23 protein-coding genes and 1 riboswitch are annotated in these 21,920 nt (G+C 71.9%); of the genes, 10 read left to right on the top strand and 13 right to left on the bottom strand.

The genetic code is table 11. The features are described 5' to 3' along the window. Positions 1–31: 31 nt before the first annotated feature. On the top strand, positions 32–388 hold the full coding sequence (locus ABIA36_RS07480) for a hypothetical protein (protein WP_369961657.1): 357 nt from the start codon (positions 32–34) through the stop codon (positions 386–388). Between the two features lie 80 nt (positions 389–468). Here ABIA36_RS07480 and ABIA36_RS07485 read toward each other — a convergent pair whose 3' ends face one another. The 3 genes from ABIA36_RS07485 to ABIA36_RS07495 form a co-directional block, all read right to left on the bottom strand. Further along, a complete protein-coding gene (locus ABIA36_RS07485; RefSeq protein WP_369961658.1) occupies positions 469–2,358 on the bottom strand; it encodes a beta strand repeat-containing protein in 1,890 nt (629 codons plus the stop codon). Between the two features lie 95 nt (positions 2,359–2,453). Continuing rightward, complete coding sequence (locus tag ABIA36_RS07490) at positions 2,454–3,521, bottom strand: hypothetical protein (RefSeq protein ID WP_369961659.1); 1,068 nt, start codon at positions 3,519–3,521, stop codon at positions 2,454–2,456. Between the two features lie 7 nt (positions 3,522–3,528). Next, positions 3,529–4,764 carry an MFS transporter gene (locus ABIA36_RS07495; protein WP_369961660.1) on the bottom strand — a complete coding sequence of 412 codons (1,236 nt, stop codon included), beginning with the start codon at positions 4,762–4,764 and terminating at the stop codon, positions 3,529–3,531. Between the two features lie 134 nt (positions 4,765–4,898). Here ABIA36_RS07495 and ABIA36_RS07500 point away from each other — a divergent pair, with 134 nt between their 5' ends. Further along, positions 4,899–5,351 carry a MarR family winged helix-turn-helix transcriptional regulator gene (locus ABIA36_RS07500; protein ID WP_369961661.1) on the top strand — a complete coding sequence of 151 codons (453 nt, stop codon included), beginning with the start codon at positions 4,899–4,901 and terminating at the stop codon, positions 5,349–5,351. Positions 5,352–5,427: 76 nt separating this feature from the next. Then, complete coding sequence (locus ABIA36_RS07505) at positions 5,428–5,781, top strand: nuclear transport factor 2 family protein (RefSeq protein WP_369961662.1); 354 nt, start codon at positions 5,428–5,430, stop codon at positions 5,779–5,781. A gap of 18 nt (positions 5,782–5,799) precedes the next feature. On the opposite strand, the gene crcB is transcribed toward ABIA36_RS07505, so the two are convergent. The 3 genes from crcB to ABIA36_RS07520 all read right to left on the bottom strand — a co-directional run bounded on the left by crcB (position 5,800) and on the right by ABIA36_RS07520 (position 7,273). Next, the gene (gene crcB / locus ABIA36_RS07510; protein WP_369961663.1) at positions 5,800–6,177 is read right to left on the bottom strand and encodes a fluoride efflux transporter CrcB; all 378 of its coding nucleotides are present in this window, start codon (positions 6,175–6,177) and stop codon (positions 5,800–5,802) included. Beyond that, positions 6,174–6,623: a CrcB family protein gene (locus ABIA36_RS07515; RefSeq protein WP_369961664.1), complete on the bottom strand. Its 450-nt coding sequence runs from the start codon at positions 6,621–6,623 to the stop codon at positions 6,174–6,176. Before ABIA36_RS07515 ends, crcB begins: the two co-directional genes overlap by 4 nt. A 20-nt stretch (positions 6,624–6,643) precedes the next feature. Beyond that, positions 6,644–6,718: riboswitch (Fluoride riboswitch) on the bottom strand. Further along, on the bottom strand, positions 6,719–7,273 hold the full coding sequence (locus ABIA36_RS07520) for a universal stress protein (protein WP_369961665.1): 555 nt from the start codon (positions 7,271–7,273) through the stop codon (positions 6,719–6,721). A gap of 104 nt (positions 7,274–7,377) precedes the next feature. Here ABIA36_RS07520 and ABIA36_RS07525 point away from each other — a divergent pair, with 104 nt between their 5' ends. The 5 genes from ABIA36_RS07525 to ABIA36_RS07545 are packed head-to-tail and all read left to right on the top strand — an operon-like array spanning position 7,378 to position 10,068. After that, positions 7,378–7,809 carry a phage holin family protein gene (locus tag ABIA36_RS07525; RefSeq protein WP_369961666.1) on the top strand — a complete coding sequence of 144 codons (432 nt, stop codon included), beginning with the start codon at positions 7,378–7,380 and terminating at the stop codon, positions 7,807–7,809. Next, positions 7,806–8,009, top strand: a complete 204-nt coding sequence (locus tag ABIA36_RS07530; RefSeq protein WP_369961667.1) for a DUF3618 domain-containing protein — start codon at positions 7,806–7,808, stop codon at positions 8,007–8,009. The genes ABIA36_RS07525 and ABIA36_RS07530 overlap by 4 nt, the downstream gene beginning before the upstream one ends. Further along, the gene (locus tag ABIA36_RS07535; protein WP_369961668.1) at positions 7,999–8,979 is read left to right on the top strand and encodes a YihY/virulence factor BrkB family protein; all 981 of its coding nucleotides are present in this window, start codon (positions 7,999–8,001) and stop codon (positions 8,977–8,979) included. Before ABIA36_RS07530 ends, ABIA36_RS07535 begins: the two co-directional genes overlap by 11 nt. Positions 8,980–9,034: 55 nt before the next feature. Next, positions 9,035–9,394, top strand: coding sequence for a YciI family protein (locus ABIA36_RS07540; RefSeq protein ID WP_369961669.1), 360 nt, complete (start codon positions 9,035–9,037; stop codon positions 9,392–9,394). After that, complete coding sequence (locus ABIA36_RS07545; RefSeq protein WP_369961670.1) at positions 9,391–10,068, top strand: NUDIX domain-containing protein; 678 nt, start codon at positions 9,391–9,393, stop codon at positions 10,066–10,068. The genes ABIA36_RS07540 and ABIA36_RS07545 overlap by 4 nt, the downstream gene beginning before the upstream one ends. 12 nt (positions 10,069–10,080) lie before the next feature. Here the strand turns inward: ABIA36_RS07545 and ABIA36_RS07550 are convergent, their stop codons facing one another. Further along, positions 10,081–10,701 carry a LysE family translocator gene (locus ABIA36_RS07550; protein ID WP_369961671.1) on the bottom strand — a complete coding sequence of 207 codons (621 nt, stop codon included), beginning with the start codon at positions 10,699–10,701 and terminating at the stop codon, positions 10,081–10,083. 82 nt (positions 10,702–10,783) lie between these two features. Here ABIA36_RS07550 and ABIA36_RS07555 point away from each other — a divergent pair, with 82 nt between their 5' ends. Both ABIA36_RS07555 and ABIA36_RS07560 read left to right on the top strand, forming a co-directional pair. Continuing rightward, positions 10,784–11,239 carry an Lrp/AsnC family transcriptional regulator gene (locus ABIA36_RS07555; protein WP_369961672.1) on the top strand — a complete coding sequence of 152 codons (456 nt, stop codon included), beginning with the start codon at positions 10,784–10,786 and terminating at the stop codon, positions 11,237–11,239. 297 nt (positions 11,240–11,536) lie between these two features. Beyond that, positions 11,537–12,712, top strand: a complete 1,176-nt coding sequence (locus tag ABIA36_RS07560; protein WP_369961673.1) for an RtcB family protein — start codon at positions 11,537–11,539, stop codon at positions 12,710–12,712. Positions 12,713–12,760: 48 nt separating this feature from the next. Here ABIA36_RS07560 and ABIA36_RS07565 read toward each other — a convergent pair whose 3' ends face one another. From ABIA36_RS07565 to ABIA36_RS07590, 6 genes are all read right to left on the bottom strand, one after another. After that, entirely contained in the window at positions 12,761–14,062 is a 1,302-nt protein-coding gene (locus ABIA36_RS07565) for a hypothetical protein (RefSeq protein ID WP_369961674.1), read from the bottom strand. A gap of 503 nt (positions 14,063–14,565) precedes the next feature. Beyond that, on the bottom strand, positions 14,566–16,254 hold the full coding sequence (locus ABIA36_RS07570; RefSeq protein WP_369961675.1) for a hypothetical protein: 1,689 nt from the start codon (positions 16,252–16,254) through the stop codon (positions 14,566–14,568). Then, on the bottom strand, positions 16,251–16,907 hold the full coding sequence (locus tag ABIA36_RS07575; protein WP_369961676.1) for a response regulator: 657 nt from the start codon (positions 16,905–16,907) through the stop codon (positions 16,251–16,253). Before ABIA36_RS07575 ends, ABIA36_RS07570 begins: the two co-directional genes overlap by 4 nt. A gap of 181 nt (positions 16,908–17,088) precedes the next feature. Beyond that, positions 17,089–20,091: an alpha-mannosidase gene (locus tag ABIA36_RS07580; RefSeq protein ID WP_369961677.1), complete on the bottom strand. Its 3,003-nt coding sequence runs from the start codon at positions 20,089–20,091 to the stop codon at positions 17,089–17,091. A 29-nt stretch (positions 20,092–20,120) separates the two neighbouring features. Continuing rightward, positions 20,121–20,957, bottom strand: a complete 837-nt coding sequence (locus ABIA36_RS07585; protein WP_369961678.1) for a carbohydrate ABC transporter permease — start codon at positions 20,955–20,957, stop codon at positions 20,121–20,123. Beyond that, on the bottom strand, positions 20,957–21,919 hold the full coding sequence (locus tag ABIA36_RS07590; RefSeq protein ID WP_369961679.1) for a carbohydrate ABC transporter permease: 963 nt from the start codon (positions 21,917–21,919) through the stop codon (positions 20,957–20,959). The genes ABIA36_RS07585 and ABIA36_RS07590 overlap by 1 nt, the downstream gene beginning before the upstream one ends. Between the last annotated feature and the right edge of the window lies 1 nt (position 21,920).

Genomic DNA, 21,920 nt, shown 5'->3' on the forward strand with positions numbered 1-21,920 from the left:
TGACACATGCCGTATTTTGCGAGGTGGGTTCGTGACTCTTCAAGACCTCTCCCCGGTGACCCCCGACCCTCCGGCCGAGCTCGCGCCCACAGACGAGCCCGCGGACGAGCGTCCGGCGGCGACGCCCGACCGGCCGACCGCCGTCGCCGGCAGCCTGACCACCGCCAAGAGGACGACGGTCACGTTCTACCTGTCCGAGACGCTGCGCAACCGCGCCCGCGCCACCTACCGCTCGACGTCCTTCGAGGAGAAGGACAGCAGCTGGTCGGAGATGCTGAACAAGGCCCTGATCGCGGAGGTCGAACGGCGGGAGGCCGAGTACAACCGCGGCGAGATGTTCACCGCCAGCGAGGCACCGCTGACACCGGGGCGGCCGATCGGGTACTGAGGGGTGTCATCGGGGCGCGGCGATGGGCTGGGCCGGTCCTCCGACCGACCCAGCCCAGTCGCATCTTTCGAGGGCGCCCGTCACCGCGTGTGGTGGCGGCGCTCCCTGTTCGCGGCTCCGAAGAGCAGGATGGTCCCGAGCATCGCCAGCAGAGCTGCGATCGACCCGATGGCCAGTTCATCCGAACCGGTCGACGCCAGCATGGACGAGCCCGAGCCGGACGACCCGAGCGCGGACGATGCGAGCGCGGACGATGCGAGCGCGGACGACCCCAGGGCACTGGAGGCCAGAGCGCTGGAGGCGAGGGCACCGAAGCCCCCCGCAGCCGGGTCGGTCCCGAGCGCGGCTCCGGCCACGTCAGTCCCCGTGACGATCGTGCCCGGGTTCGTCCCCGTAGACGCCACCGGCGTCGTGGCCGCATCCGAGGTGGTCGGAACCGTCGTGGCACTAGCGGGATCACCGAGCACGGCGACCGAGTTGCCAGCCACGGTCACCGGGAGCGACGCGGACACCGGCACCTGCGCGCCCGAGCCCGTACCGTTCGCACCCGAGGTCGTCAGACCCGAGGCCGGAGCGGACGAAGCAAAGCCACTCGAGGGCACCCCCGCGGCACTCGAGTTACCCAGCAGCGCGACCGAGTTGCCGGAAGCGTTCACCGGAGCCGACGCGGACACCGGCACCTGAGCACCCGAACCCGCACCATTCGAACCCGAGGTCGTCAGACCCGAAACCGGAGCGGACGAAGCCGAGCCACCCGAAGGCACCCCTGCGGCACTCGAATCGCCCAGCACCGCCACCGAGTTCCCGGACGCACTCACCGGAGCCGACGCAGACACCGGCACCTGAGCACCCGAACCCACACCATTCGCACCCGAGGTCGTCGCGCCCGAAGCCGGAGCCGACGAAGCCGAGCCACCCGAAGGCACCCCTGCGGCACTCGAATCGCCCAGTACGGCCACCGAATTGCCGGAAGCGTTCACCGGAGCCGACGCGGACACCGGCACCTGAGCACCCGAACCCACACCATTCGCACCCGAGGTCGTCGCGCCCGAAGCCGGAGCCGCCGAAGCGGGGGCGCCCGAAGCCGCCCCGCCGCTGCTCGCGTCACCGAGCACTGCCACGGAGTTGCCGGTCGCAGTGGCCGGAGCCGCCGCGTTCACCGGGACCTGCGCCCCGGACAGCACACCGTTCGTACCCGAGGTCGTCGCACCCGAGGGGGACGAAGTCCCGGCGGCCGGAGCCGACGAGGCCGGAACGGAGGCCAAGGGGCCGCTGCTACTCGCGTCACCCAGCACGGCGACCGAGTTGCCGGACGCGGTGACGGGAACCGCCGCGGACACGGGCGCCTGAGCACCCGACAGCACGCCGCCGGACCCCGAGGTCGTCGCACCCGAGGACGCGGGAGCCGATGCGGCCGGAGCCGAAGCACCCGAACCTCCGCTGCTCGCATCCCCCAGCACCGCCACCGAGTTCCCGGTCGCCGTCACCGGAGCCGTCGCGACGACCGGCGCCTGGGCGCCGGACAGCACGCCGCCGGAACCCGAGGTCGTCGCGGGCGCGGGAGCCGCAGCGGCTGACCCGGGTGCTGCCGCGGGGGCGGCGCCGCTGGTCGCGTCGCCGGCCACGCTCGCCGCGTTGCCCGACGCCGTGACCGGCACCGACACGCTGGCCAGGCCCTGGTCGCCACCGGCCAGGGAGCCGAGCCCGCTGGTGGTGGCGGAGGGAGCCGGAGCCGGCGCTGCGGGGGCGGCGGATGTGCCCGACGTGGTGGAGTCGCCGAGGACCGCGATCCCGTTTCCGGTGACGGTCACCGGTGCTGTGACGCCGGCCACGGCCTGGGTGCCGGACGCGATGCCGTTGCTTCCGCTCGTCGTGGGTGGTTCCGCGGCGTTCGCGGCCGCGGTGCCGGCGAGCCAGAGCCCGCCGAGGCAGAGGGTGAACCACAACCCCCTGGAGACGTACTTGTTCATTGTTCAGCCCTTCGAGTGAGTGTGTCGGACTCCCGGTCGGGAGTTCGCGATCCGTGTCCGCGGCGCGCATGCGCGCAGGGCGGACGGGGACCGACTCAGTCGGGGCTGATGTCGTGATCGAAGAGGGGGGACGTCAGGAGGGCGTCGTCCCCCGGGAGACCGGCGCGGACGCTCAGGGCGTCCACGAGCCTGGCGGCACTCTCGCTGAGCGCGGAGACGCCGGGGGCGGAACCGCCGCCCTGGGCGCCGCTCGGGCTCATGCCGAGCACACCCGTCGGTGCCCCCGGCGACGGCACGCCGGGGTCGCTCTGGGGGGCGTCGCCGAGCAGCCCGGAGGCCGCGCCGGCGGTCGGCGTGGCGGTCGGCGAGTACGCAACAACGGCGCCACGCAGAGTGCTCGCCAAACCCGCGGGAGGCGAGGAGATGGCGACAGCAGACGTGACGCCAGCCGACGGGACGGCAGAGCCCTCCCCGGCCGGCACGACAACGGCGGGAACCACGAGCGGGTGGACAGCGCCCGCAAGACCTCCCGCGACGCCCGCGAGGACGCCGTCAGCGGCGGCGGCGAGCGACTCGGTCACCGTGCTGACGGGGTGGTTCGCGAGCACGGATGTCACCGAAGAAAGCGGTGCGGCAAGAGAGCGCACCAGAGAGAGCGGGGCGGCAAGAGCGCTTGCCAGAGTGAACGGCGCGGCGAGGGTGCTCGACGCCTGAGCGCTCGGAGCCTGCGCGGCAGAGGGAGCGGCAGAGGGAGCAACAGCCGCTGCGGCCGCTTCCGAGACGGGAGCGACCTCCGCCACCACCCGATCCGCCTCCTGCGCGACCGGGCTCACCACAGCCTCCACCGGCGCGGCGACCGCCACATGCTGCACGACGCTCGCCACCGGTTGGACGACCTGCGCCGCCACATCCGGGACCGGCGCGGGGGCCGCGGGCGTCACCGACGCGGCAGCGGCGCCGGCCGTGTTCCCCACCCCTGACGCGACCGAACCGACGGTCGCGACCACGCCGCCCAGCGGGCCGGGCGTCGGCAGCTCGGACGCGTTCGCGGAGCCGCCGCCGAACAGCAGGCCCAGCGCGACGATGCCGCCGCCGAGGACGAGGGATCCGATCAGAAGCCGCGCGGGAGTGAGGCTGGAGCGCCGCACCTCTGGCACATCCACCACACGATCACCCCCTGATCGTCGGCCTTCCGTTCGAGACATCGGCGAGTGTACGCCCCTGTCTAGTAGACCGGAAGAGTTTGTTGCGAAGGGTGGCAGCGACCGCGACGACCAGGAGGGCCGCGACGGTCATCGCGGCGCCCACCCACAGCGGGGACGCGTAGCCGAGTCCGGCCGCGATGGTGAGGCCGCCCAGCCACGCGCCGAGCGCGTTGCCGATGTTGAACGCGGCGATGTTCGCGCCGGAGGCCAGCGTCGGCGCGGCATCGGCCGAGCGGAGGACCCGAAGCTGGAGCGCGGGGACCGTCGCGAAACCGAACGCGCCCATCAGGACGAGCGCGACGACGGCGGCGACCGGCTGGGCGGCGAGAAGCGCGAACGCGGCCAGGATCACCGTGAGCACGGCCAGCACGACGAGCAGCGTCCGGTCGATCGAGCGGTCCGCGAACCTGCCGCCGACTGCGTTCCCGGCGAACAGGCCGAGGCCGAACAGGATGAGCAGCCACGGCACCGCGGCCGCGGGGAATCCCGAGAGCCCGGTCAGCGTGTAGGCGATGTAGGTGAAGGCGCCGAACATGCCGCCGAAGCCGAGGACGGTCGCCACGAGCGAGAGCCAGAGCTGCCCGGAGTGGAAGGCGCGCAGCTCGGCCCTCAGGCCAGAGGGAGCGGCGGACCCGGTGGCCGCGGCGGACCCGGCCCGCTCCCCCGGCACCAGCACCGCCACGCCGACGAACGCCAGCACTCCGACCACCGTGATCGCCCAGAACGTCGACCTCCACCCGAACTGCTGGCCGAGCAGGGTCCCGAACGGCACGCCCAGGACGTTGGCGGCCGTCAGGCCGGTGAACATGATGGCGATGGCCCGTGCCTTCCGGCTGGGGTCGACCAGGCCCGCGGCGACGACGGAGCCGATGCCGAAGAAGGCGCCGTGGCAGAGCGCGGCGACGATACGGCCGGTGAGCATCGCCGGGTAGTCGGTGGCCAGAGCGGAGAGCGCGTTGCCGAGGATGAAGAGCACCATCAGGCCGAGCAGCACCGTCTTGCGCGGGAGACGGGTGACGGCCGCGGTCAGGCCGATCGCGCCGACGGCGACGGCGAGCGCATACCCGGAGATGAGCCAGCCGGCCGCGGCGGCGTCGACGTGGAAGTCGGCGGCGACCTCGGGCAGCAGCCCGGCGATGACGAACTCGGTGAGGCCGATGCCGAAGCCGCCCAGCGCGAGGGCGATCAGGCCAGCAGGCATGGAGAACTCCTGGGAGGGTCGGGTGACGGGAGAAGGCGCGCGTACACTAAGTACTTGCAGACGCGTTATAAATAGTTGCACATGCAACTACTTTGCGCAACCGCCCGCCATCCGAGACCCCGAGGAGACCGCACATGGGCATCGCCGACGACGCCGTCGAGGTGCGCGCGCAAGGCTGGCGCACCCTCGCCGCGCTCCACAACTTCATCGAGAACGAGCTGGAGAAGGCGCTCACCCGCGGAGCCGGCCTCTCCGTCGTCGAGTACACCGTCCTCGACGCGCTCAGCCGGCAGGACGGGTGGCACATGCGCATGCAGCAGCTCGCCCGCGCCAGCGCGCTGAGCCCGTCCGCCACCACCCGGCTGGTCAACCGGCTGGAGGAGCGCGGCCTGCTGACCCGCATCGACTGCCTGGACGACCGCCGCGGCATCTACACCGAGCTCACCTCCGGCGGCCACGAACTGCTCGACAGCGCCCGGCCGGTGCACGACGCGGCACTGGAGGCCGCCCTCCAGGAGGCGCACCGCGTCCCCGAGCTCGCCCCGCTGCTCGACGCACTGCCGCAGCTCGCGCTCGCCCGGCGCTGACCAGCCCGGGCATACCGCGTCGCGGCGCGCTGTCAAGTCTGGCGGCCTCGCCCGGCCAGGGCGTATAACGGGGAACATGGCCGACGCGATCACGACCTGGATCGACCGCTATCGCCGCGCGTGGGAGTCGAACGACCCCGACGATATCCGGGCGCTCTTCACCGAGGACGCCAGCTACCGCACCGAGCCGTTCGCCGAGCCGTGGGACGGCCACCTCGAGATCGTGGAGGGCTGGCTCGACGCGCAGGACGATCCGGGCTCGGTCGACTTCGAGTGGCGGCTGCTCGGCCAGGACGGGTCCCAGTACTTCGTGGAGGGCGTCACCGACTACCACGACGGCCCGACCTACTCGAACCTGTGGGTCGTCGTGCTCGCCGATGATGGCCGCGCCGAGGAGTTCACCGAGTGGTGGATGGAGCAGGGGGCCTGAGTCTCCGCGCTCGCCCCGTCAGACCAGACCGCCCAGCCAGAGCCCCAGGGCCGCCGCGGCGAGCGCCAGCACCAGCATCCCCGCCCCGTTGAACAGGGCCGCCCGGTACCGCCGCTGTTGCGCCAGCCGCACGGTCTCGTAGCTCGCCGTGCTGAACGTCGTGTACCCGCCGAGGAACCCGGTGCCGAGGATCGACCTCCACTCGGGCGGGAGGCCGTGCGCGAGCGCCAGCCCGGTGACCACGCCGAGCAGGAACGAGCCGGTCACATTGATGACCGTGGTCCCGAACGGGTAGTTGATGCGGAACAGGCTGCGCAGCACCCCGTCAAGGACGAGGCGCGCGACGGCTCCGAGGCCGCCCGCGACCGCGACGGCGAGCACCAGCAGCGGCGTCACCGGCCCGCCCCCGCCCGCTGCGCCCTGCGGCGTCCGAGCGCCGCCGCTGCCGCGATCCCCGCCACCGACGCCAGCGCGCCGATCAGGATGGTCGCCACCGCGTACCCGACACCGCCGCCGGGGTTGTGCGCCGCGAAGAGGCCGTCGGTGTCCACCGCGAACGAGCTGTAGGTCGTGTATCCGCCCAGGATGCCGGTGCCGGCGAACAGCCGCAGGTCACGGCGGCGTCCGGCGTCCGGGCCGCGCAGGGCCAGCGCCTCCAGCAGCCAGCCGAGCGCGAACGCGCCCGTCACGTTGATGACGAGGATGATGAGCGGGATGCCGGCCACGGTCGGCACGGCGGCCGACAGCAGGTAGCGCACGGTGGTCCCGATCGCGCCGCCGGCGAAGACGAGCAGGACGGAGCGCCAGTGCAGGTGCACGGGCAGCGGGGTTCTCGCGGACACGCGGCATCCACCCTTCGGAATGAAGCGCAGGAACTATCAGCGACCGTCGCGGTTCGGGCACTGCGGCCCCGGCGAGATCCATCGCCGCTGGACCACTATACCGGCGGGTCCTCCCAGGGCAGCGTCTGCGACCCGGTGAGCGGCGCCAGCGGCACCACGATCACGGGCCGGTGCTGCCGGTGCGCCAGGTGCACCGCGACCGAGCCGTTGAAGAACTCGCGCAGGCTCCCGCGCAGGCCCGCCTCGCGGGTGCCCACCACGATGTAGCGGGCGTCCATCTCGTCCGCGAGCCGGGCGAGCGCCCACGCCGGGTCGCCCGCGAGCTGCTTGAGGGAGTACGGGATGCCGCGGCCGTCGAGGGCGGCGCGGATGTCCGACTCCAGTTCGGCGTCGAAGGTCTCGTCCTCCACTTCGGGGAGGTCGGGATCGTACGGCAGCGCGACGACGGTGCCGTCGACATAGCTGGAGACCAGGTACCGGTTCGGGTCGACGTTGGCGCAGACCAGCGGGACGTCCAGGTCGTCGGCGAGCCGCGCCGCCTGGTCGAGCACAGCGGTCGGCTGGCCCGGGACCACGGCCACGAGCACTCCCCCCGGTCTGATCCCGGCCGATGCGCCGCCGCCCGCCCCATTGCCGCCGAACCCGCTCATGCGACTAGTGTGCACCATCCCCTGGGCCACGCGGAGAGGGCACTCCCTTGGCGCGCCCGCCGCACTGGGGTACGTTCGGACGCGAAACCAGGGAGGCCACGCACATGACCGAGAACAAGGCCGCGCTCCCCCGCGAGCGTCGCCGGACGACCCGCGGGCTGCGACCGTTGCCGGTGCTGACGCGCGACGCGACAGCCCAGCTCAAGCGGCTGGTCAGCGCCGAGCTCGCCCTGTTCAAAGCCGAGATGGCGGCGAAGGCGAAGGCCGCGGGGGTCGGTGCCGGCCTGCTCGTGGGCGCTCTGGTGTTCGTGTTCTTCGCGCTCGGGGTGCTCATCGCGGCCGCCGTGTTCGGGTTCGCCCTCATCGTCCCCGGCTGGCTCGCGGCGCTCATCGTCGCCGGCATCCTGATCGTCCTGGCGATCGTCCTGGCCCTGATCGGCCGGGCCATGCTGAAGCGCGGGATGCCGCCCGTACCGGACGACCTGGGGTCTGAGCTGAAGGCCGACGCCCAGGCACTGAAGGGGGAGCAGCCGTGAGCGACAAGGGGATGAACACACTGAAGCTCGAGCTGGAGGAGACCCGCGACCAGCTCGCCAGCACCCTCGACGACCTCTTCGCCACGTTCAACGTGCGCGTGCAGATCCGGTCGCACCCGGTCGTCGCCGCGTCGGTGTTCCTGGCGATGCTGGCCGGCGCCGCCGCACTCGTGGCGCGAGGGGTCGCGCGTGGCCGCTGAGGCCTCCCGACCCCGCCTGCCGTGGGGCTACATCCTCAAGCGCACCCTGCGCAGCTTCGGCCAGGCGTCGTGCACCGACCTGGCGGCGGGGCTCACCTACTTCGGCGTGCTGTCGCTGTTCCCTGCGATGATCGCGCTCGTCAGCGTGCTCGGGCTGGTCGGGCAGAGCTCGGCGGGGATCCACGCACTGTTCGGGATGGTCGACCAGCTCGCGCCCGGGATGCTCACAACCGTCCAGGGCCCGATCGAGGCGCTCGCGAAATCTCCCGCCACCGGCGTCGCGCTGGCGGTCGGCATCGTCGGCGCCGTCTGGTCGGCGTCCGGTTACGTCGGCGGCTTCGGGCGAGCGCTCAACCGGGTGTACGGCGTGCGGGAGGGGCGCTCGGCGTTCACGCTGCGCCCGGTGCAGCTCGGGGTGACGATCGCGTCCCTGGTGCTGATCGCGATCGTGGCGGTGCTGCTCGTGATCTCCGGGCCGATCCTCCAGACCCTCGGGAACCTCCTCGGCATCGGCGGCGCCGCGCAGACGGCGTGGTCGGTCCTGCGCTGGCCGGTCGTGGTGTTCGCCCTGGTGCTGCTGGTCGCGCTGCTGTACTCGGCGACGCCGAACGTGCGCCAGCCGAAATTCCGCTGGCTCACCCCCGGAGCGACCGTGGCGATCGTCCTGCTCGGCGTCGCCTCGGCGCTGTTCGCCTTCTACGTGGCGAACTTCGGGCACTACGACAAGACGTACGGCACGCTCGCCGGCATCATCGTGTTCCTGCTGTGGATCTGGATCGCCAACGTCGTGCTGCTGCTGGGGGCGGTCTTCGACGCCGAGATCGCCCGCGCCCGGCTGATCCTGGCCGGTGTGGAGGTCGAGAAGGGCTACCACCTGCCGCTCAAGTCGGACAAGGCGATCGTGAAAGCGGAGGACGCGGACGCGGCGGACATCCTGGCCGTGCGCGCGATGCGGCGCAAACTCCGCTGACGCTGTCGATTCCGCGCCTGCCGGTTCGACGTCCTGATGACGGAAAGGATCGCTCATGGCCCAGTTCGCCATCTTCATCTACGGCACCGGCGTCGCCGGCACACCCGAGGAGCTCGCCGAGCACGACCGCCACTCGGAGGACCTGATCGCCGACGGCTCGCTGACCGCGGCGTTCGCGCTCGCACCGTTCACGGAGGCGACCTCCGTCCGCGGCGACGGCGTCACGGACGGCCCGTACACCGAGAGCAAGGAGATCGTCGCGGGCATCGGCATCGTGGAGGCCGCCGACCGGGAGGCCGCCCTCGCCATCGCCCGGCGCAACCCGGCCACCTGGCAGGGCGGCGGCGTCGAGGTCCGCGAGATCGTCGGGTCGTATGTTCGCGCTGCAGAGGGCTCCGATACTCTCCTGCCATGAGCGGTGAGGGATCCACGGAACAGCAGGACGCACGACCCGGGCACGACGTCCCAGACAGCCGCGGACGCACGGGACTGCAGCGCACCGGCCGTGACCTCGACGGGAACCCCGCGGTGCGCGTGACGGACGTGGAGGTGGTGTCGGACGGCTGGCACGTCCTCCGCCGGACAACCTTCGACTACCGGGGCCGCGACGGCGCCTGGGTGACGCACACGCGGGAGACCTACGACCGCGGCAACGGCGCGACCGTGCTGCTGTACGACCCGGCTGCGCGCACGCTGCTGCTCACGCGGCAGTTCCGCCTCCCCGCCTACGTCAACGGCCACCCGGACGGGATGCTGGTGGAGGCCGCCGCCGGCCTGCTCGACGGCGATGCCCCGGAGGAGGCGATCCGCCGCGAGGCGGCCGAGGAGCTCGGGGTGCGGGTGGGCGACCTCCGTCACCTGTTCGACCTGTTCATGAGCCCCGGCTCGGTGACCGAGCGGGTGCACTTCTACGCGGCCGAGTACCGGCCGGGCGAGATCGTCGGCGGGGGCGGCGTGGCCGAGGAGGGCGAGGAGATCGAGCCGGTCGTCGTCGGGTACGACGAGGCGCTGGCGATGGTCGCGGACGGGCGGATCGTGGACGGGAAGACGGTCATCCTGCTGCAGTGGGCGGCGCTGAACCTGTTCTGAGTCCAGCCCGCCTCAGTGCTGGAGGAACCGCTCGACGAGCAGGCTGACGCCGATGAGGACCATCATCGCCCCCGACAGCTTCGCCACGATGGCGAGGGCGCGCGGCCGGGACCGCAGCAGCCGGCGGGCGAGCAGCGCGACACCGGAGTAGATCACTGCGATGTCGACCAGGTGGAGCGCGCCGAGCACCAGCATCTGGGCGGCGGGCGGCATCCCGGTCGGGGACGTGAACTGCGGCAGGAGTGCGAGCAGCAGCAGGAGACCCTTGGGGTTGATCCCGGAGACCCCGACGCCGCGGAGGAACTGGGAGGCCGCGCTCCCGGCGATCGGCTCGCCGTGCGGACCGACCGGCTCCGACCGCTTCACCAGCGCCGTGATCCCCAGCCAGACCAGGTAGGCGCCGCCGCCCACGGTGAGCACCGTGAGGACGACGGGGAACCGCGTGACGAGCGTCCCGACGCCGAGCGCGACGGCCGCGATCACCATCGCGTAGGCGGTCAGCATCCCGAGGATCGACGGCGCGGCGGACTTCGCGCGCGCGCTGGCCCCCATGATGTACGCCCAGTCGGCGCCGGGCGTCAGCGTCAGCAGAACGGCGATCGCCCAGAACTGCGCGACCAGTGCGGGATTCATGTCGGAGAAGATACGGGAATGTTTGCGAAAGGTGCTTCGATATCTGCGGCGGAATCGCCGAATCAGCGGGAGAATAGTTCACGTGGACACGCTTGACCGGGAGATTCTTTCAACCCTCCAGCAGGATGGCCGGATCAGCGTGACCGAGCTGGCCGCGCGGGTGGGGTTGAGCCTCTCCGCATGCCACCGCCGGGTGCGGGAACTGGAGCAGTCCGGCGTCATCGAGCACTACCGCGCGGTGGTGTCGCCGGCCGCGGTCGGGCTGACGTTCGAGGCGATCGTGTTCGTGACGGTCAGCCGCACCGACCCCGACACCGTCGGCGCGTTCGAGGAGGCGGTCGTCGCCATCCCGAACGTGATCGAGGCCGAGCGCCTCTTCGGCGACCCGGACTACATGCTGCGCATCCTCACGCCGAACCTCGCGGCCTACCAGGAGCTGTACGACGGGGAGCTCGGCGGGCTGCCGGGGATCCAGCGGATGACGTCGACGCTGGTGATGAAGCGGCTCGGGTCGGGGGCGGCGGTGCCGTTGGGGTGAGTCTCGGGTGCTGGACACCGCGAGCCGCGAGCGTGTAAGGTCTGGAATCCTGCGCCATCCGGCGCAGGACGGCCCCAGCGGAACGCTCACGAACGGAAGGGATCAGGATGCGGCACCACAGCCCCGACCTGAAGCGCTATCAGCGCGCCCTCCCGCAGAATGAGCGCTCGCGGGGGCTGTAGCACCGCATCCACACGGATGCCGCACAGCCCCGACCGTTCCCGGGGCTGTCCTCTCCTCCTCTCTTCGAGGTGCGTGGGCCGTTCCCGGACCACCACGAGAAGAGACGAAAGGACAATGGAGAGAATCTCGAACCGCCTGCTGAACTGGGCCTCCCTGCTGGAGGACAGCACCAGGGACCAGGCGGTCACCACATCGCGGATGCCGTTCATCCACCCGCACCTCGCCCTGATGCCGGACGCGCACCTGGGCCTCGGCGCGACCGTGGGCTCGGTCATCCCGACCCTCGGCGCGGTGATGCCCGCGGCCGTCGGCGTGGACATCGGCTGCGGCATGATCGCCGTGCGCACCCAGTTCACCCGTGACGACGTCGAGGCGGCGCAGGCGCCGCTGTCGGCGCTGCGCGAGGCGATCGAGCGCGCGATCCCGCTCTCGGCCGGAGGCCGGAACAACCGCGTCGTCGCGACTGCGAAGCCGCGCGTCGACGAGCTCACCAGGCTGGCCGCCGAGGCCGGCTTCGACCCGGCCGTCTACGTGAAGGACTGGCAGCGCCAGCTCGGCTCCCTCGGTTCGGGCAACCACTTCATCGAGGTGAGCCTGGACGAGACCGACACCGTGTGGCTGTTCCTGCACTCGGGCTCCCGCGGCGTCGGGAACCGGATCGCCGGCCACCACATCAAGGTCGCTCAGGCGCTGATGACAAGGTGGTGGATCGACCTGCCAGACCGCGACCTGGCCTACCTGGTCGAGGGCACCCCGGAATTCGACGCGTACATCGCCGAGCTGCGGTGGGCTCAGCACTTCGCGCTGCTCAACCGCGAGGAGATGATGGACCGCGTCATCCGCCAGACCGCCGACTACTTCGGGACGGCCGTGGTGGAGCAGGAGCGGATCAACTGCCACCACAACTTCACGGAGCGCGAGCGGCATTTCGGCAAGGACGTGTGGGTGTCCCGCAAGGGCGCCATCTCGGCCCGCGAGGGTCAGCCCGGGCTCATCCCCGGTTCGATGGGGACGGCGTCGTACGTCGTCGCCGGCCGCGGGAACCCGCTCGCGCTGCACTCGTCGCCGCACGGCGCCGGGAGGCAGTACTCGCGGTCGGCCGCGCGGAGGACGTTCACGATCGACCAACTCCGGGAGGCCATGGCGGGGATCGAGTTCCGCGATACGGACGCGTTCCTCGACGAGATCCCCCAGGCGTACAAACCGATCGACCAGGTGATGGCGGACGCCGCGGACCTGGTCGAGGTGCGGCACACGCTGCGCCAGATCGTCAACGTGAAGGGGAACTGACCGCGGGCCTCGTGGTCGCGTCGCTTCGGCGGCGCGGCCACGCGCGGCTCACCCGTACTTGAGCGTCGCCCCCTGGGACTTCAGGAAGTCGATGTGGAGGTGGTTGCAGGTGTCGTCGAACGGCGCGAAGTTCTGCACGCTGATCGAGCTGCGGCACTCCGACTGGCCCAGGCCGGAGCCCTTCGGGACCAGCGGGTCGAGGAGGCGGATGAGCTGGAGCGACTTGGCGTCGCCGCCGGTCAGCGCCGAGCCGTTGAGGAGGAAGAAGTCGACCGCGTGGCCGCCGCCGTCCGCGTAGTGCGCGGAGTCGACGCCGGCGCCCTCGATCTGGCCCGTGCACTTGCGGTTGATGTCGCTGATGCCGACCTGGCTGAAGTTGTCCAGCGCGACCGAGATGGCCTGGAGGACGCGGTAGTCGACGCCGCAGTTGGGGACGACCTTGCCTTCGGCGAGGTTCGCGATCTCGGGGATGTGGTTCGGGGTGGAGCCGACGAGGCGGCCGGCGGCGACGGCGCCCATGAGCTGCACGGCCAGGGCCTGCACGGTGGGCGACACACTGCTGTTGGTGGTGGCGTCGAGCATCTGCGGGCTCTCGGCGATGCCGAGGCCGTCGCGGGAGACGACCTGCGCGGTGGCGTCGCCTCCGGTCAGGGTCTGCACGGCGAGGGCGGTGCGCGCGGCGCCGCCGACGGAGGCCTCGCCCGTCGTCGCGTAGGCCGGGAGCGAGGCGGTGCCGAAGAACGCGGTCAGCGCGACGAGCACGAAGAGGTGGAAGCCGCGACGGTGGCGACCCTCGGTGTGCAGCTTGCGGTAGATGCCGGCGCGCGGGTGGCGCGGGTTCGTGGGGTCGGCGATCGACGGGCCGGCGGAGACCTGCGCGGCGGCGGCCGACTGCTGGGCGGCGGCGCGACGTTCGGCGCGGGACGGGCGGGTCGGCTTGACGACGACGCGCTCGCGGACGACGCGCTTCCGCTTCCGCGGAGCAGTGTGCGGCGCCGCGTCGGTGTTCCGGGGGGCCGAGGTCTCGGCCACGACGCGCTCGGCGAACAGCGATGCCAGGTCGTCCTCACCAGCGGCCCGCGGCATCGGCACAGCGGCCTGCGGCGCGGGTGCGACGGCCTTCGCCGCGGGCGCGACGGCCTTCGGTGCAACGGCGGCGACCTGCGCCGACCGCGGCTTCTCCGTGCGCGTGCGGCGCGCCTGAGCACGCTCGGCCTCCAGCGCGGCGCGGCGGCTCAGCGGCGCCGGTGCGGCGGCCGCCGCCGGGACGACGTGCGCCGGCGGGGTCAGCGACTCAGCGCGGGTGAAGTCCGCGATGGGGTCGGCGACCGCCTGCGTCTGCTCTTCCACGTCGAGTACGACGGGTCCCTGAGAGTCGCGGCGAGGCCGCAAAGGGGCAGAGGACTCGGGCAAGCTGGCCTTCCTGGGACGAACCGGGGACGATCTGACTTCGCCTGGGACGGTCTGGTCCGAGCGTCGCGGGGGGACGACGCGTTCAGGCGTACCCGACTATTCTTATCAAATTTCCGCTGGACGTTCTATCAATGCAGACGAATAGATCGCTCAAAATCGGGCAAAGGGCCGGCGGCGAGACGATCAGGCGGATGACGCACGCTCTCCGGCGAATCGTGCGGAATGCCGGGGACGGGGCGCATTCCGCGCGTTCGGGTCGCGCGGAAACACCCCGGCCCTGACGCCACTCGAATGCGGGTCGCCACTCGGATGCGGGTCGCCACTCGGATGCGGGTCGCCTCTCGGATGCGGGTTCCGTTCCCCCGACGGTAACCCTTCGAGTCCACTCAGGCGGTGCCGGGTACGGCTGCTACGACGGGCGTCCGGCGTCCCGGCGGACGCTACGGAATGGCCACCGCGAGCTCGACGCGCCCGGCGACCTCGCGCAGCGCGACCTCTCCGCGCTCGGCGAGCTGGCGGAGCCCGATCCCGGGTACGGCAGCGGACAGCACCCCACCGGAGCCGATCACGACCGAGACGCCGTCGCCGGGCGCTGCGAGCACCGCGAGCGTGACCTCCGACCCGTCTCCGTGGCGCACCGCGTTCGCGAGCCCCTCCGAGATCGCGTCGATCACCGCCGCGGCGCGCACGGGCTCGCGCAGGCGCTCCCAGACGCCGTCGCAGAACGACGAGCGCAGCGGGATGGCGCACCCCCAGCTCTCGACCAGCGCGGCGATCCGCTCGGCGGCGTCCGGCTCCGCTCGCGGCCCGCTCAGCTCGGCGCGGATGCTCGACACCACCCTGCGCAGCTCGGCCGAGGCATCCGCCGACGGCCCCGCCGACAGGGCGAGGGCGGAGGCGATGAGCTCGGACTGCACGCCCGAGTGCAGCAGTCTCGCGAGCGCGGCCCGCTCCCGCTCGAAGGCGCTCCGGATGGCGGCGGCCGCGTGGATGTTGTCCTGGACGGCCTCCTCGAGCTCGCTCTGATCCCGGCGCACCTGGGCCGCGAGCGAGGCGACGAACGCGACGCCGAGGCCGACCAGCCAGTACGTGCCGGCCTCGAACCAGACCAGTTCGGGGTCGAGGCCCATCAGACGGACCGTGACCTCACTCGTCACCGAGAGCAGCACACCGATCGCGGCGTAACCGACGAAGAGGGTTGCCGGGCGCAGCACCGGTGAAATGCCGGCCACGACGACCCTCAGCAGTGCGTTCGCGCCCCACAGCACGAGGAGGCCGCACGCCAGCGGGAGGAGGCACAGCAGCAGACCGTACTGCCAGATGCCGAACGGGAGCACCATCACCGCGAAGAGCACGGCGAGCAGCAGCGGAGGGGCCGCCTGCATCCCCCCGAGCACGGCTGCGAGCCAGTCGCGCCGGCGCACAGGGCAGGCCATGACCGCCTCACCGGTGGGAGCGTCCGTGTCGAAGACGCGGTGACTGGCGGGGCGCACGACCTGCTCCGCCACCTCGCGGAGCAGTCTCGCCGCGTCGGCGGGACGGACTCCGTGGCTCTCGGCCGCGGCGCTCGCTCGTTCCAGTCCCGCGGAGACGGCGTCCAGGGCGGAGTCCCGGAGGCCGCGCGCACGGTCGGCCGCCAGCACCGCGTCGCGAGCGGACGCCTCCTGCGCCGCACGCAACCGTCGATAGACGGCGAGATGGTCTTCGACGAGCTCCACGCCGATCGCGATGAGCGCGAACACGGCGACGCTCGTCACCAGGTTGATCATCATCCGGCCGCCGAGGTCGCCGGCCGAGACGGGAATGCCCAGCACCCGTCCCGTGGCGAGGAAGACGACAGGACGGAGGACGCCGATGACGGCGAACACGGCGATCGCCGTCGCCGCCCGTGCCGGCGCCGGCGCGACCCGGAGCAGCGCCCAGCCGACGAGAAGGAGGACGCCCATCACCAGGTGTGTCACGGAGGCGACCGCGAGGATCGCCCAGAGGCCCCCGGTGACGTACTGGAGACCCGACATCACGGTCAGCGCCGCCGGGATCGTGATCAGCCACGTCCACCGGGTGATGGCGTGACGGCCGGTGGCCTGCGCGACGATGCGCCGGATCCGGGACAGGGCGGAGGGCTTCACAATCCCGACCCCGGGTCGCCGTAGGTCGCCGTGTAGAGGGTCGCGGCCGCCACGCGCGGGGCGATGCCCTCCTGGGCGAGGCCGAGCGCGTGGAAGACGCGCTCCACGCTCTTCTCGACCGCCCGCACCGAGACGCCGCGTCGCCGCGCGATCTCCGCGTTCGTCAGACCCGCGGCGAGCAGCCGGGTGGTCTCGCGCTGGGCCGGGCTGAGCGCGAGCAGGGCGCCCTGCGAGCCGGTCGTTCCGGTCAGGTGCTCGACCGGGCGGTCGGCGAGGACGGCCTCGGCCGCGTCGACCAGCTCCTCGACCGAGCCGATCGCACCCTTGTTGACAAACGAGGCCCCCTCGACGGCGTCGCGGGCCTGGGCGGCGGCGGCCTCCCGCGACAGGTTGCTCAGGAACATCACCGCGACGTGCGGGGCACGCTGCCGGACGATCGTCGCCAGCTCCACCCCGTTGGGCCGGGAGCCGAGGTCGATGTCCGTGACGAGCAGGTCGGGGTCGGTGGCGGCCACGAGCCGCAGCGCCTCGACCGCGGAGGACGCCGCGTTGATCTCGAACCCGCGCTGCGCGAAGGCGTCGGCCACGAGCGCGCGCATCAGGGCGTGGTCCTCGACCACGAGGACCCGCCTGCGCCACATACCGACCACCACGTGGGAAAGACTAACCGGGAGCAAGGAATGCTTCGGCAGGGTCGCACGCCCCCAGTTCGGGACGTGCGACCCCCCCGATGCGGACACCGGGCGCGCGCCGACGCCGGCCCGCCTGCGCGACGGGCCGGTATGGAATGTTGCCCGCCCCGGGGTTCGCGCGGCCCGGGGCGGGCGGTCTGGGTCAGCCGCGGACGAACCGCAGCGTGACGAGTTCGAAGGGGCGCAGCGCGAGTGTCGTCTCGGCGTCGCCGGTCGGGCGCTCCAGGAGGTCGGTGCGCTCGACGCGCTCGTACGGGAAGCCGACCGCGAGCGTGGTCGCGGCCCGCGAACCGTGCGCCTCGTAGAGCCGCACGACCACATCGCCGGTGCCGTCCTCGGCGAGCTTCACCGTCTCGACCACGACCGCGGCCGACGAGGAGGCGACGAGCGGCTCGACCGCGGCCTCCGCCGGGCGCAGCGGGAGGTTGAGCCGGTAGCCCGCCTCGATCGCCGCGTCCACACCGCCGACCACGATCGAACTGCGCAGCGTGTGTTCGCCCTGGTCGGCCTCCGGGTCCGGGAAGAGCGGCGCGCGCAGCAGGGACTGTCGGACCAGTGAGTAGGTCCCCCCACCGGCCCGCTCGTGGCGGGTGATGTCGTGGCCGTAGGTCGCGTCGTTGGCGACGCCGACGCCGAAGCCGGGCTCGGCCACATGCACCCAGCGGTGCGCGCTGGTCTCGAACCGGGCGAGGTCCCAGCTCGTGTTGGTGTGCGTCGGCCGGTCGATGTGGCCGAACTGGATCTCCGACCGGGCCGACGCGGTGTGCACGTCGACCGGGAAGCCGAGCTTCAGCATCCGCTGGCGCTCGTGCCAGTCGACGTGCGTCTCGATGTCGAGTGCGGGCGAGCCGGCGGCGAGGGTCAGCGTCTGCGTCACCGTGGAGGCGCCGAACCGGCGGACCAGACGCAGCGACACCGCCTCGGGCGTCTCGGCGGCGACCTCGAGGGACTCCACGGCCGTCAGGTCCTCCCCCGCGAGCCGGTACTCGATGTCGACGTCCCAGGCGTCCCACTGCGTCGGGGTGTCCCGGAAGAGCTGGAGGAGGTTGGCACGCGTGCCCGCGGGCACGACCTCCCGGCCGCTCGCGACCTCCACGATCGAGGGGATGAGGCCCTCGGCGTCGACGGTGACCGCGATGCGGTCGTTGACCAGCCGGAAGCCGTCGCCGTCGCGCTCGAGGCGGGCGTCGGAGCCGCGCGCCGGGACGCCGGCGCCGCCGGGGGCGATCCCGTCCACGGGGTAGGGCGAGGCGTTCGCGACCGCGCCGGCCGTGGTGGTGTCGGCCGTCTCGTCAGCGGCGAGCGCCGCCAGCGACCGCCCGATCACGTCCTCCAGGCTGCGCGCCACCAGGGCGTAGTTCTCGACCGCCTGGTCGTGCACCCACCCGATGGACGAGCCGGGCAGGATGTCGTGGAACTGCTGCAGCAGCACCGTCCGCCAGGCCGCGCGCAGCTCCTCCGCCGGGTAGGCCGCGCCCGTCCGCACGGTCGCCGTGGCCGCCCAGAGCTCCGCCTCGTGCAGCAGCGCCTCGCTGCGGCGGTTGCCCTGCTTGGTGCGCGCCTGCGATGTGTAGGTGCCGCGGTGGAACTCCAGGTAGAGCTCGCCCGCCCACACCGGCGCCGGGTCGAACTCGGCGCGCGCCGCGGCGAAGAACGCGGACGGCGCCGCGACGCGGACGGTCGGGGACCCTTCCAGGTCGGCCGTGCGGGCGGCCGCCGCGACCATCTCGCGGGTCGGGCCGCCGCCGCCGTCGCCGAAGCCGAACGGTACGAGGGAGGTGTTCGCCCGGCCCTTGTCCGCGAAGTTCTGCTCGGCGTGCGCCAGCTCACCCCCGGAGAGGATGGAGTTGTAGGTGTCGACCGGCGGGAAGTGCGTGAAGATGCGCGTACCGTCGATGCCCTCCCACTCGAAGGTGTGGTGCGGGAACCGGTTGGTCTCGTTCCACGAGATCTTCTGGGTGAGGAAGTGGTCCATCCCGGCCTCGCGCGCGATCTGCGGGAGCGCGCCCGAGTAGCCGAACGAGTCGGGCAGCCAGACCTCGCGCGGCTCGTAGCCGAGTTCCTCCCGGAAGAACCGCTTGCCCTCCACGAACTGGCGGGCCATCGCCTCCGAGCCGGGCAGGTTGGTGTCCGACTCCACCCACATCCCGCCGACCGGCACGAACCGGCCCTCGGCGACCCGCACGCGGATGCGCTCGAACAGTTCGGGATAGAAGCGCTGCATCCATTCGAACTGCTGCGCCGACGAGCAGGCGAACACGAAGTCCGGGTCCTGGTCCATGAGGTCGAGGACGTTGGAGAACGTGCGCGCGCACTTGCGGATCGTCTCGCGCACCGGCCACAGCCAGGCGGAGTCGATGTGCGCATGGCCGACGGCGAACACCCGATGCGCGGTCGCCGCCGCTGGCGAGGCCAGCACGTCGGCAAGCGCGGCGCGACCGGCCGTGGCGGTCGCGCCGACGTCGAACGGGTCGACCGCCGTCACCGCGTCCTCCAGCGCTGCGAAGAGCGCCGCCCGTCGCGGGGAGGTCGCGGGGAGCTCGGCCGCGAGCGTGCGGACCGTGAAGATGTCCTGGATCAGCTCCCACACCTCGCGGTCGCGGTGGACGACGTCCACGCGCCGCAGCGTGTAGATGGGGTCCGGCGACGCGGTCGACTTACGGCCGACCGGCGTCGGCCGGAACGACCAGTCCGACCCCACGTCCGGGTTGGAGGCCGCCTCCACGAACAGCTCGAAGGACTCCCCCGGCGCCGTCTGCAGCCGCACGTAGTTGTTCAGCGGCTCCAGCGCCTTCACGATCGTGCCGTCGGTCGCCCAGACCAGGCCCTCCGCCTGGAAGCCGACCTGGCCGGCCGTGAACCCGAGGTCCACGACCAGCTCCACCTCGTCGGCGGAGGCCTCCCACTCGGCCGGGACCGTCCCGGTCACGCGGAACCAGACCGTGCCCCACGGCCGCCCCCACGGCCTCCCGACGGCGAAGGGCTCGAAGTCGCCCTGCACCGCCTGCGCGAACGGCACCGGCTCGTCCGGCACCGCCCACGCCGCCACGGTCACCGGGACGGATGCCCGCTCGAGGGCGGGCGTCAGGCGCTCGCGGACGAAACGGTCGACCCGCAACTCGGCGAGCTGGTTCTGCTGGTACAAGGAGGACTCCTTCTATATAAGAGGTACGGCTAGCCCTTGACGGCCCCGGCGAGCGCGGACGAACCGCCCAGCGCACGGGACACGATCACGTAGAGCGCGATGACGGGCACGGAGTAGATGAGCGAGTAGGCGGCGAGCTGGCCGTAGGCGACCGCGCCGTACTGCCCGAAGAACGTGAAGATGCTCACGGCAGCCGGCTGGTTGCCGGGGCTGAGCAGCAGCACGAACGGGACGAAGAAGTTGCCCCACGCGGCGACGAACACGTAGATGAACACCACGGCGATCCCCGGCCGCACGAGCGGGACGACGACGGTCCACAGGGTCTTCATGCTGGACGCTCCATCGACCCAGGCCGCCTCCTCCAGGGAGATCGGCACCGAGTCGACGAAGTTCTTCGTCATCCAGATCGCCATGGGGAGCGATGACGCCGCCATGAACAGGATCGTCCCACCGAGCGAGTCGATCAGGTTGAGCGACACGAACAGGCTGTAGACCGGCACCATCATCGCGGTGATCGGCAGGCAGGTCCCGAACAGGATGGCGTAGAGGAACGGCCGGTTGAACCGGTTGCGGTACCGCGACAGCGGGTAGGCGGCCAGCACCGCGACGATCACGGTGAGGACGGCGCACCCGGCGGACAGCAGGAGGCTGTTCCACAGCGGCAGGAAGGCCAGCTCGGGCGTGAGCACCTTCTGGAAGTTCTCCAGCGTCCACTGCGCCGGCCAGGCGACCGAGAGTGTCGCGCTGCCGTCGAAGGAGGCCAGCACCACCCACACCAGCGGCAGCACGAAGACCGCACCGATGAGCAGCAGCAGGATGTTGGCCGTCCACTTGAGGGCGATGCCGTTGGGCGACGAGAGCTTCATCAGTCCACCTCCGTCTTGAGCGCCCGCACGTAGACGATCGCGAAGACCGCCCCGACGAGCAGCAGGATCGTCGCGATCGCGGTGCCGTAGCCGAGCTCGGAGAACTTGAACGCCTCCTGGTAGGCCAGCACCGGCAGGGTCATGCTCTTGTTGCCCGGGCCGCCGCCGGTCATCACGTAGATGAGCGTGAAGACCGAGAGCGTCTGCAGCGTGATGAGCATGAGGTTGGTGGAGATGCTGCGCCGGATCATCGGCAGCGTCACCAGGAAGAAGCGCTTGGCCCCGTTGGCGCCGTCGACCTCCGCCGCCTCTGTGATCTCCGGCGGAACCTCCTGCAGCGCGGCCGAGTAGACCAGCATCGAGAAGGCCGCGCCGCGCCAGGTGTTGGCGAGGATGATCGACAGCATCGGGAACGCGAACAGCCAGGACGGCCCGGTGATGCCGAAGCCGGCGAGGATCGCGTTGAGCGTGCCGTGCTGGCTGAAGAACGCGTACGACGCGAACGCCGCCACGATCTCCGGCAGCACCCACGCGCCGACCACGAAGGTGGAGACCAGGGCGCCGACCCAGCGGCTGCCGCCGCGCATCAGCAGGGCCAGCACCATGCCGACGATGTTCTGGCCGATGACCGCCGAGCCGATCAGGAACACCAGCGTCAGCCACACCGACACCGGGAAGTCCGGGCTGTTGAACAGGTCGATGTAGTTCTGGAGGCCCACCCACTCCGCGGACGCTGCGGCGGAGCCGGTGAGCGACATGTTCGTGAAGGAGCCGTAGAACGACGACAGGATCGGCCCGACCAGGAACACGACCAGCAGGCCGATGGCCGGGATGAGGGGGACGGCCCGGGCGAGTGAGCGCCGAGCGTGTGCGCGCGAACGTGTCTTCGGCCCGCGCGGCGGCCGGACCGGGGTGGTCCGGCCGCGCGCGTCGGAGCCGACGGCATCCAGGGTGGAGGTCACG

Source organism: Leifsonia sp. EB34, assembly GCF_041260585.1.
In the GTDB taxonomy this organism is placed as follows: Bacteria; Actinomycetota; Actinomycetes; order Actinomycetales; family Microbacteriaceae; genus Leifsonia.

Bases quoted from the DNA above. Each gene is read 5' to 3' on its own strand.
- ABIA36_RS07550 (WP_369961671.1), bottom strand. From the start codon at position 10,701: ATGAATCCCGCACTGGTCGCGCAGTTCTGGGCGATCGCCGTTCTGCTG.
- ABIA36_RS07525 (WP_369961666.1), top strand. From the start codon at position 7,378: ATGACCGAGAACAAGGCCGCGCTCCCCCGCGAGCGTCGCCGGACGACC.
- ABIA36_RS07560 (WP_369961673.1), top strand. From the start codon at position 11,537: ATGGAGAGAATCTCGAACCGCCTGCTGAACTGGGCCTCCCTGCTGGAG.
- ABIA36_RS07485 (WP_369961658.1), bottom strand. From the start codon at position 2,358: ATGAACAAGTACGTCTCCAGGGGGTTGTGGTTCACCCTCTGCCTCGGC.
- ABIA36_RS07495 (WP_369961660.1), bottom strand. From the start codon at position 4,764: ATGCCTGCTGGCCTGATCGCCCTCGCGCTGGGCGGCTTCGGCATCGGC.
- ABIA36_RS07540 (WP_369961669.1), top strand. From the start codon at position 9,035: ATGGCCCAGTTCGCCATCTTCATCTACGGCACCGGCGTCGCCGGCACA.
- ABIA36_RS07545 (WP_369961670.1), top strand. From the start codon at position 9,391: ATGAGCGGTGAGGGATCCACGGAACAGCAGGACGCACGACCCGGGCAC.
- ABIA36_RS07520 (WP_369961665.1), bottom strand. From the start codon at position 7,273: ATGAGCGGGTTCGGCGGCAATGGGGCGGGCGGCGGCGCATCGGCCGGG.
- ABIA36_RS07505 (WP_369961662.1), top strand. From the start codon at position 5,428: ATGGCCGACGCGATCACGACCTGGATCGACCGCTATCGCCGCGCGTGG.
- ABIA36_RS07585 (WP_369961678.1), bottom strand. From the start codon at position 20,957: ATGAAGCTCTCGTCGCCCAACGGCATCGCCCTCAAGTGGACGGCCAAC.
- ABIA36_RS07500 (WP_369961661.1), top strand. From the start codon at position 4,899: ATGGGCATCGCCGACGACGCCGTCGAGGTGCGCGCGCAAGGCTGGCGC.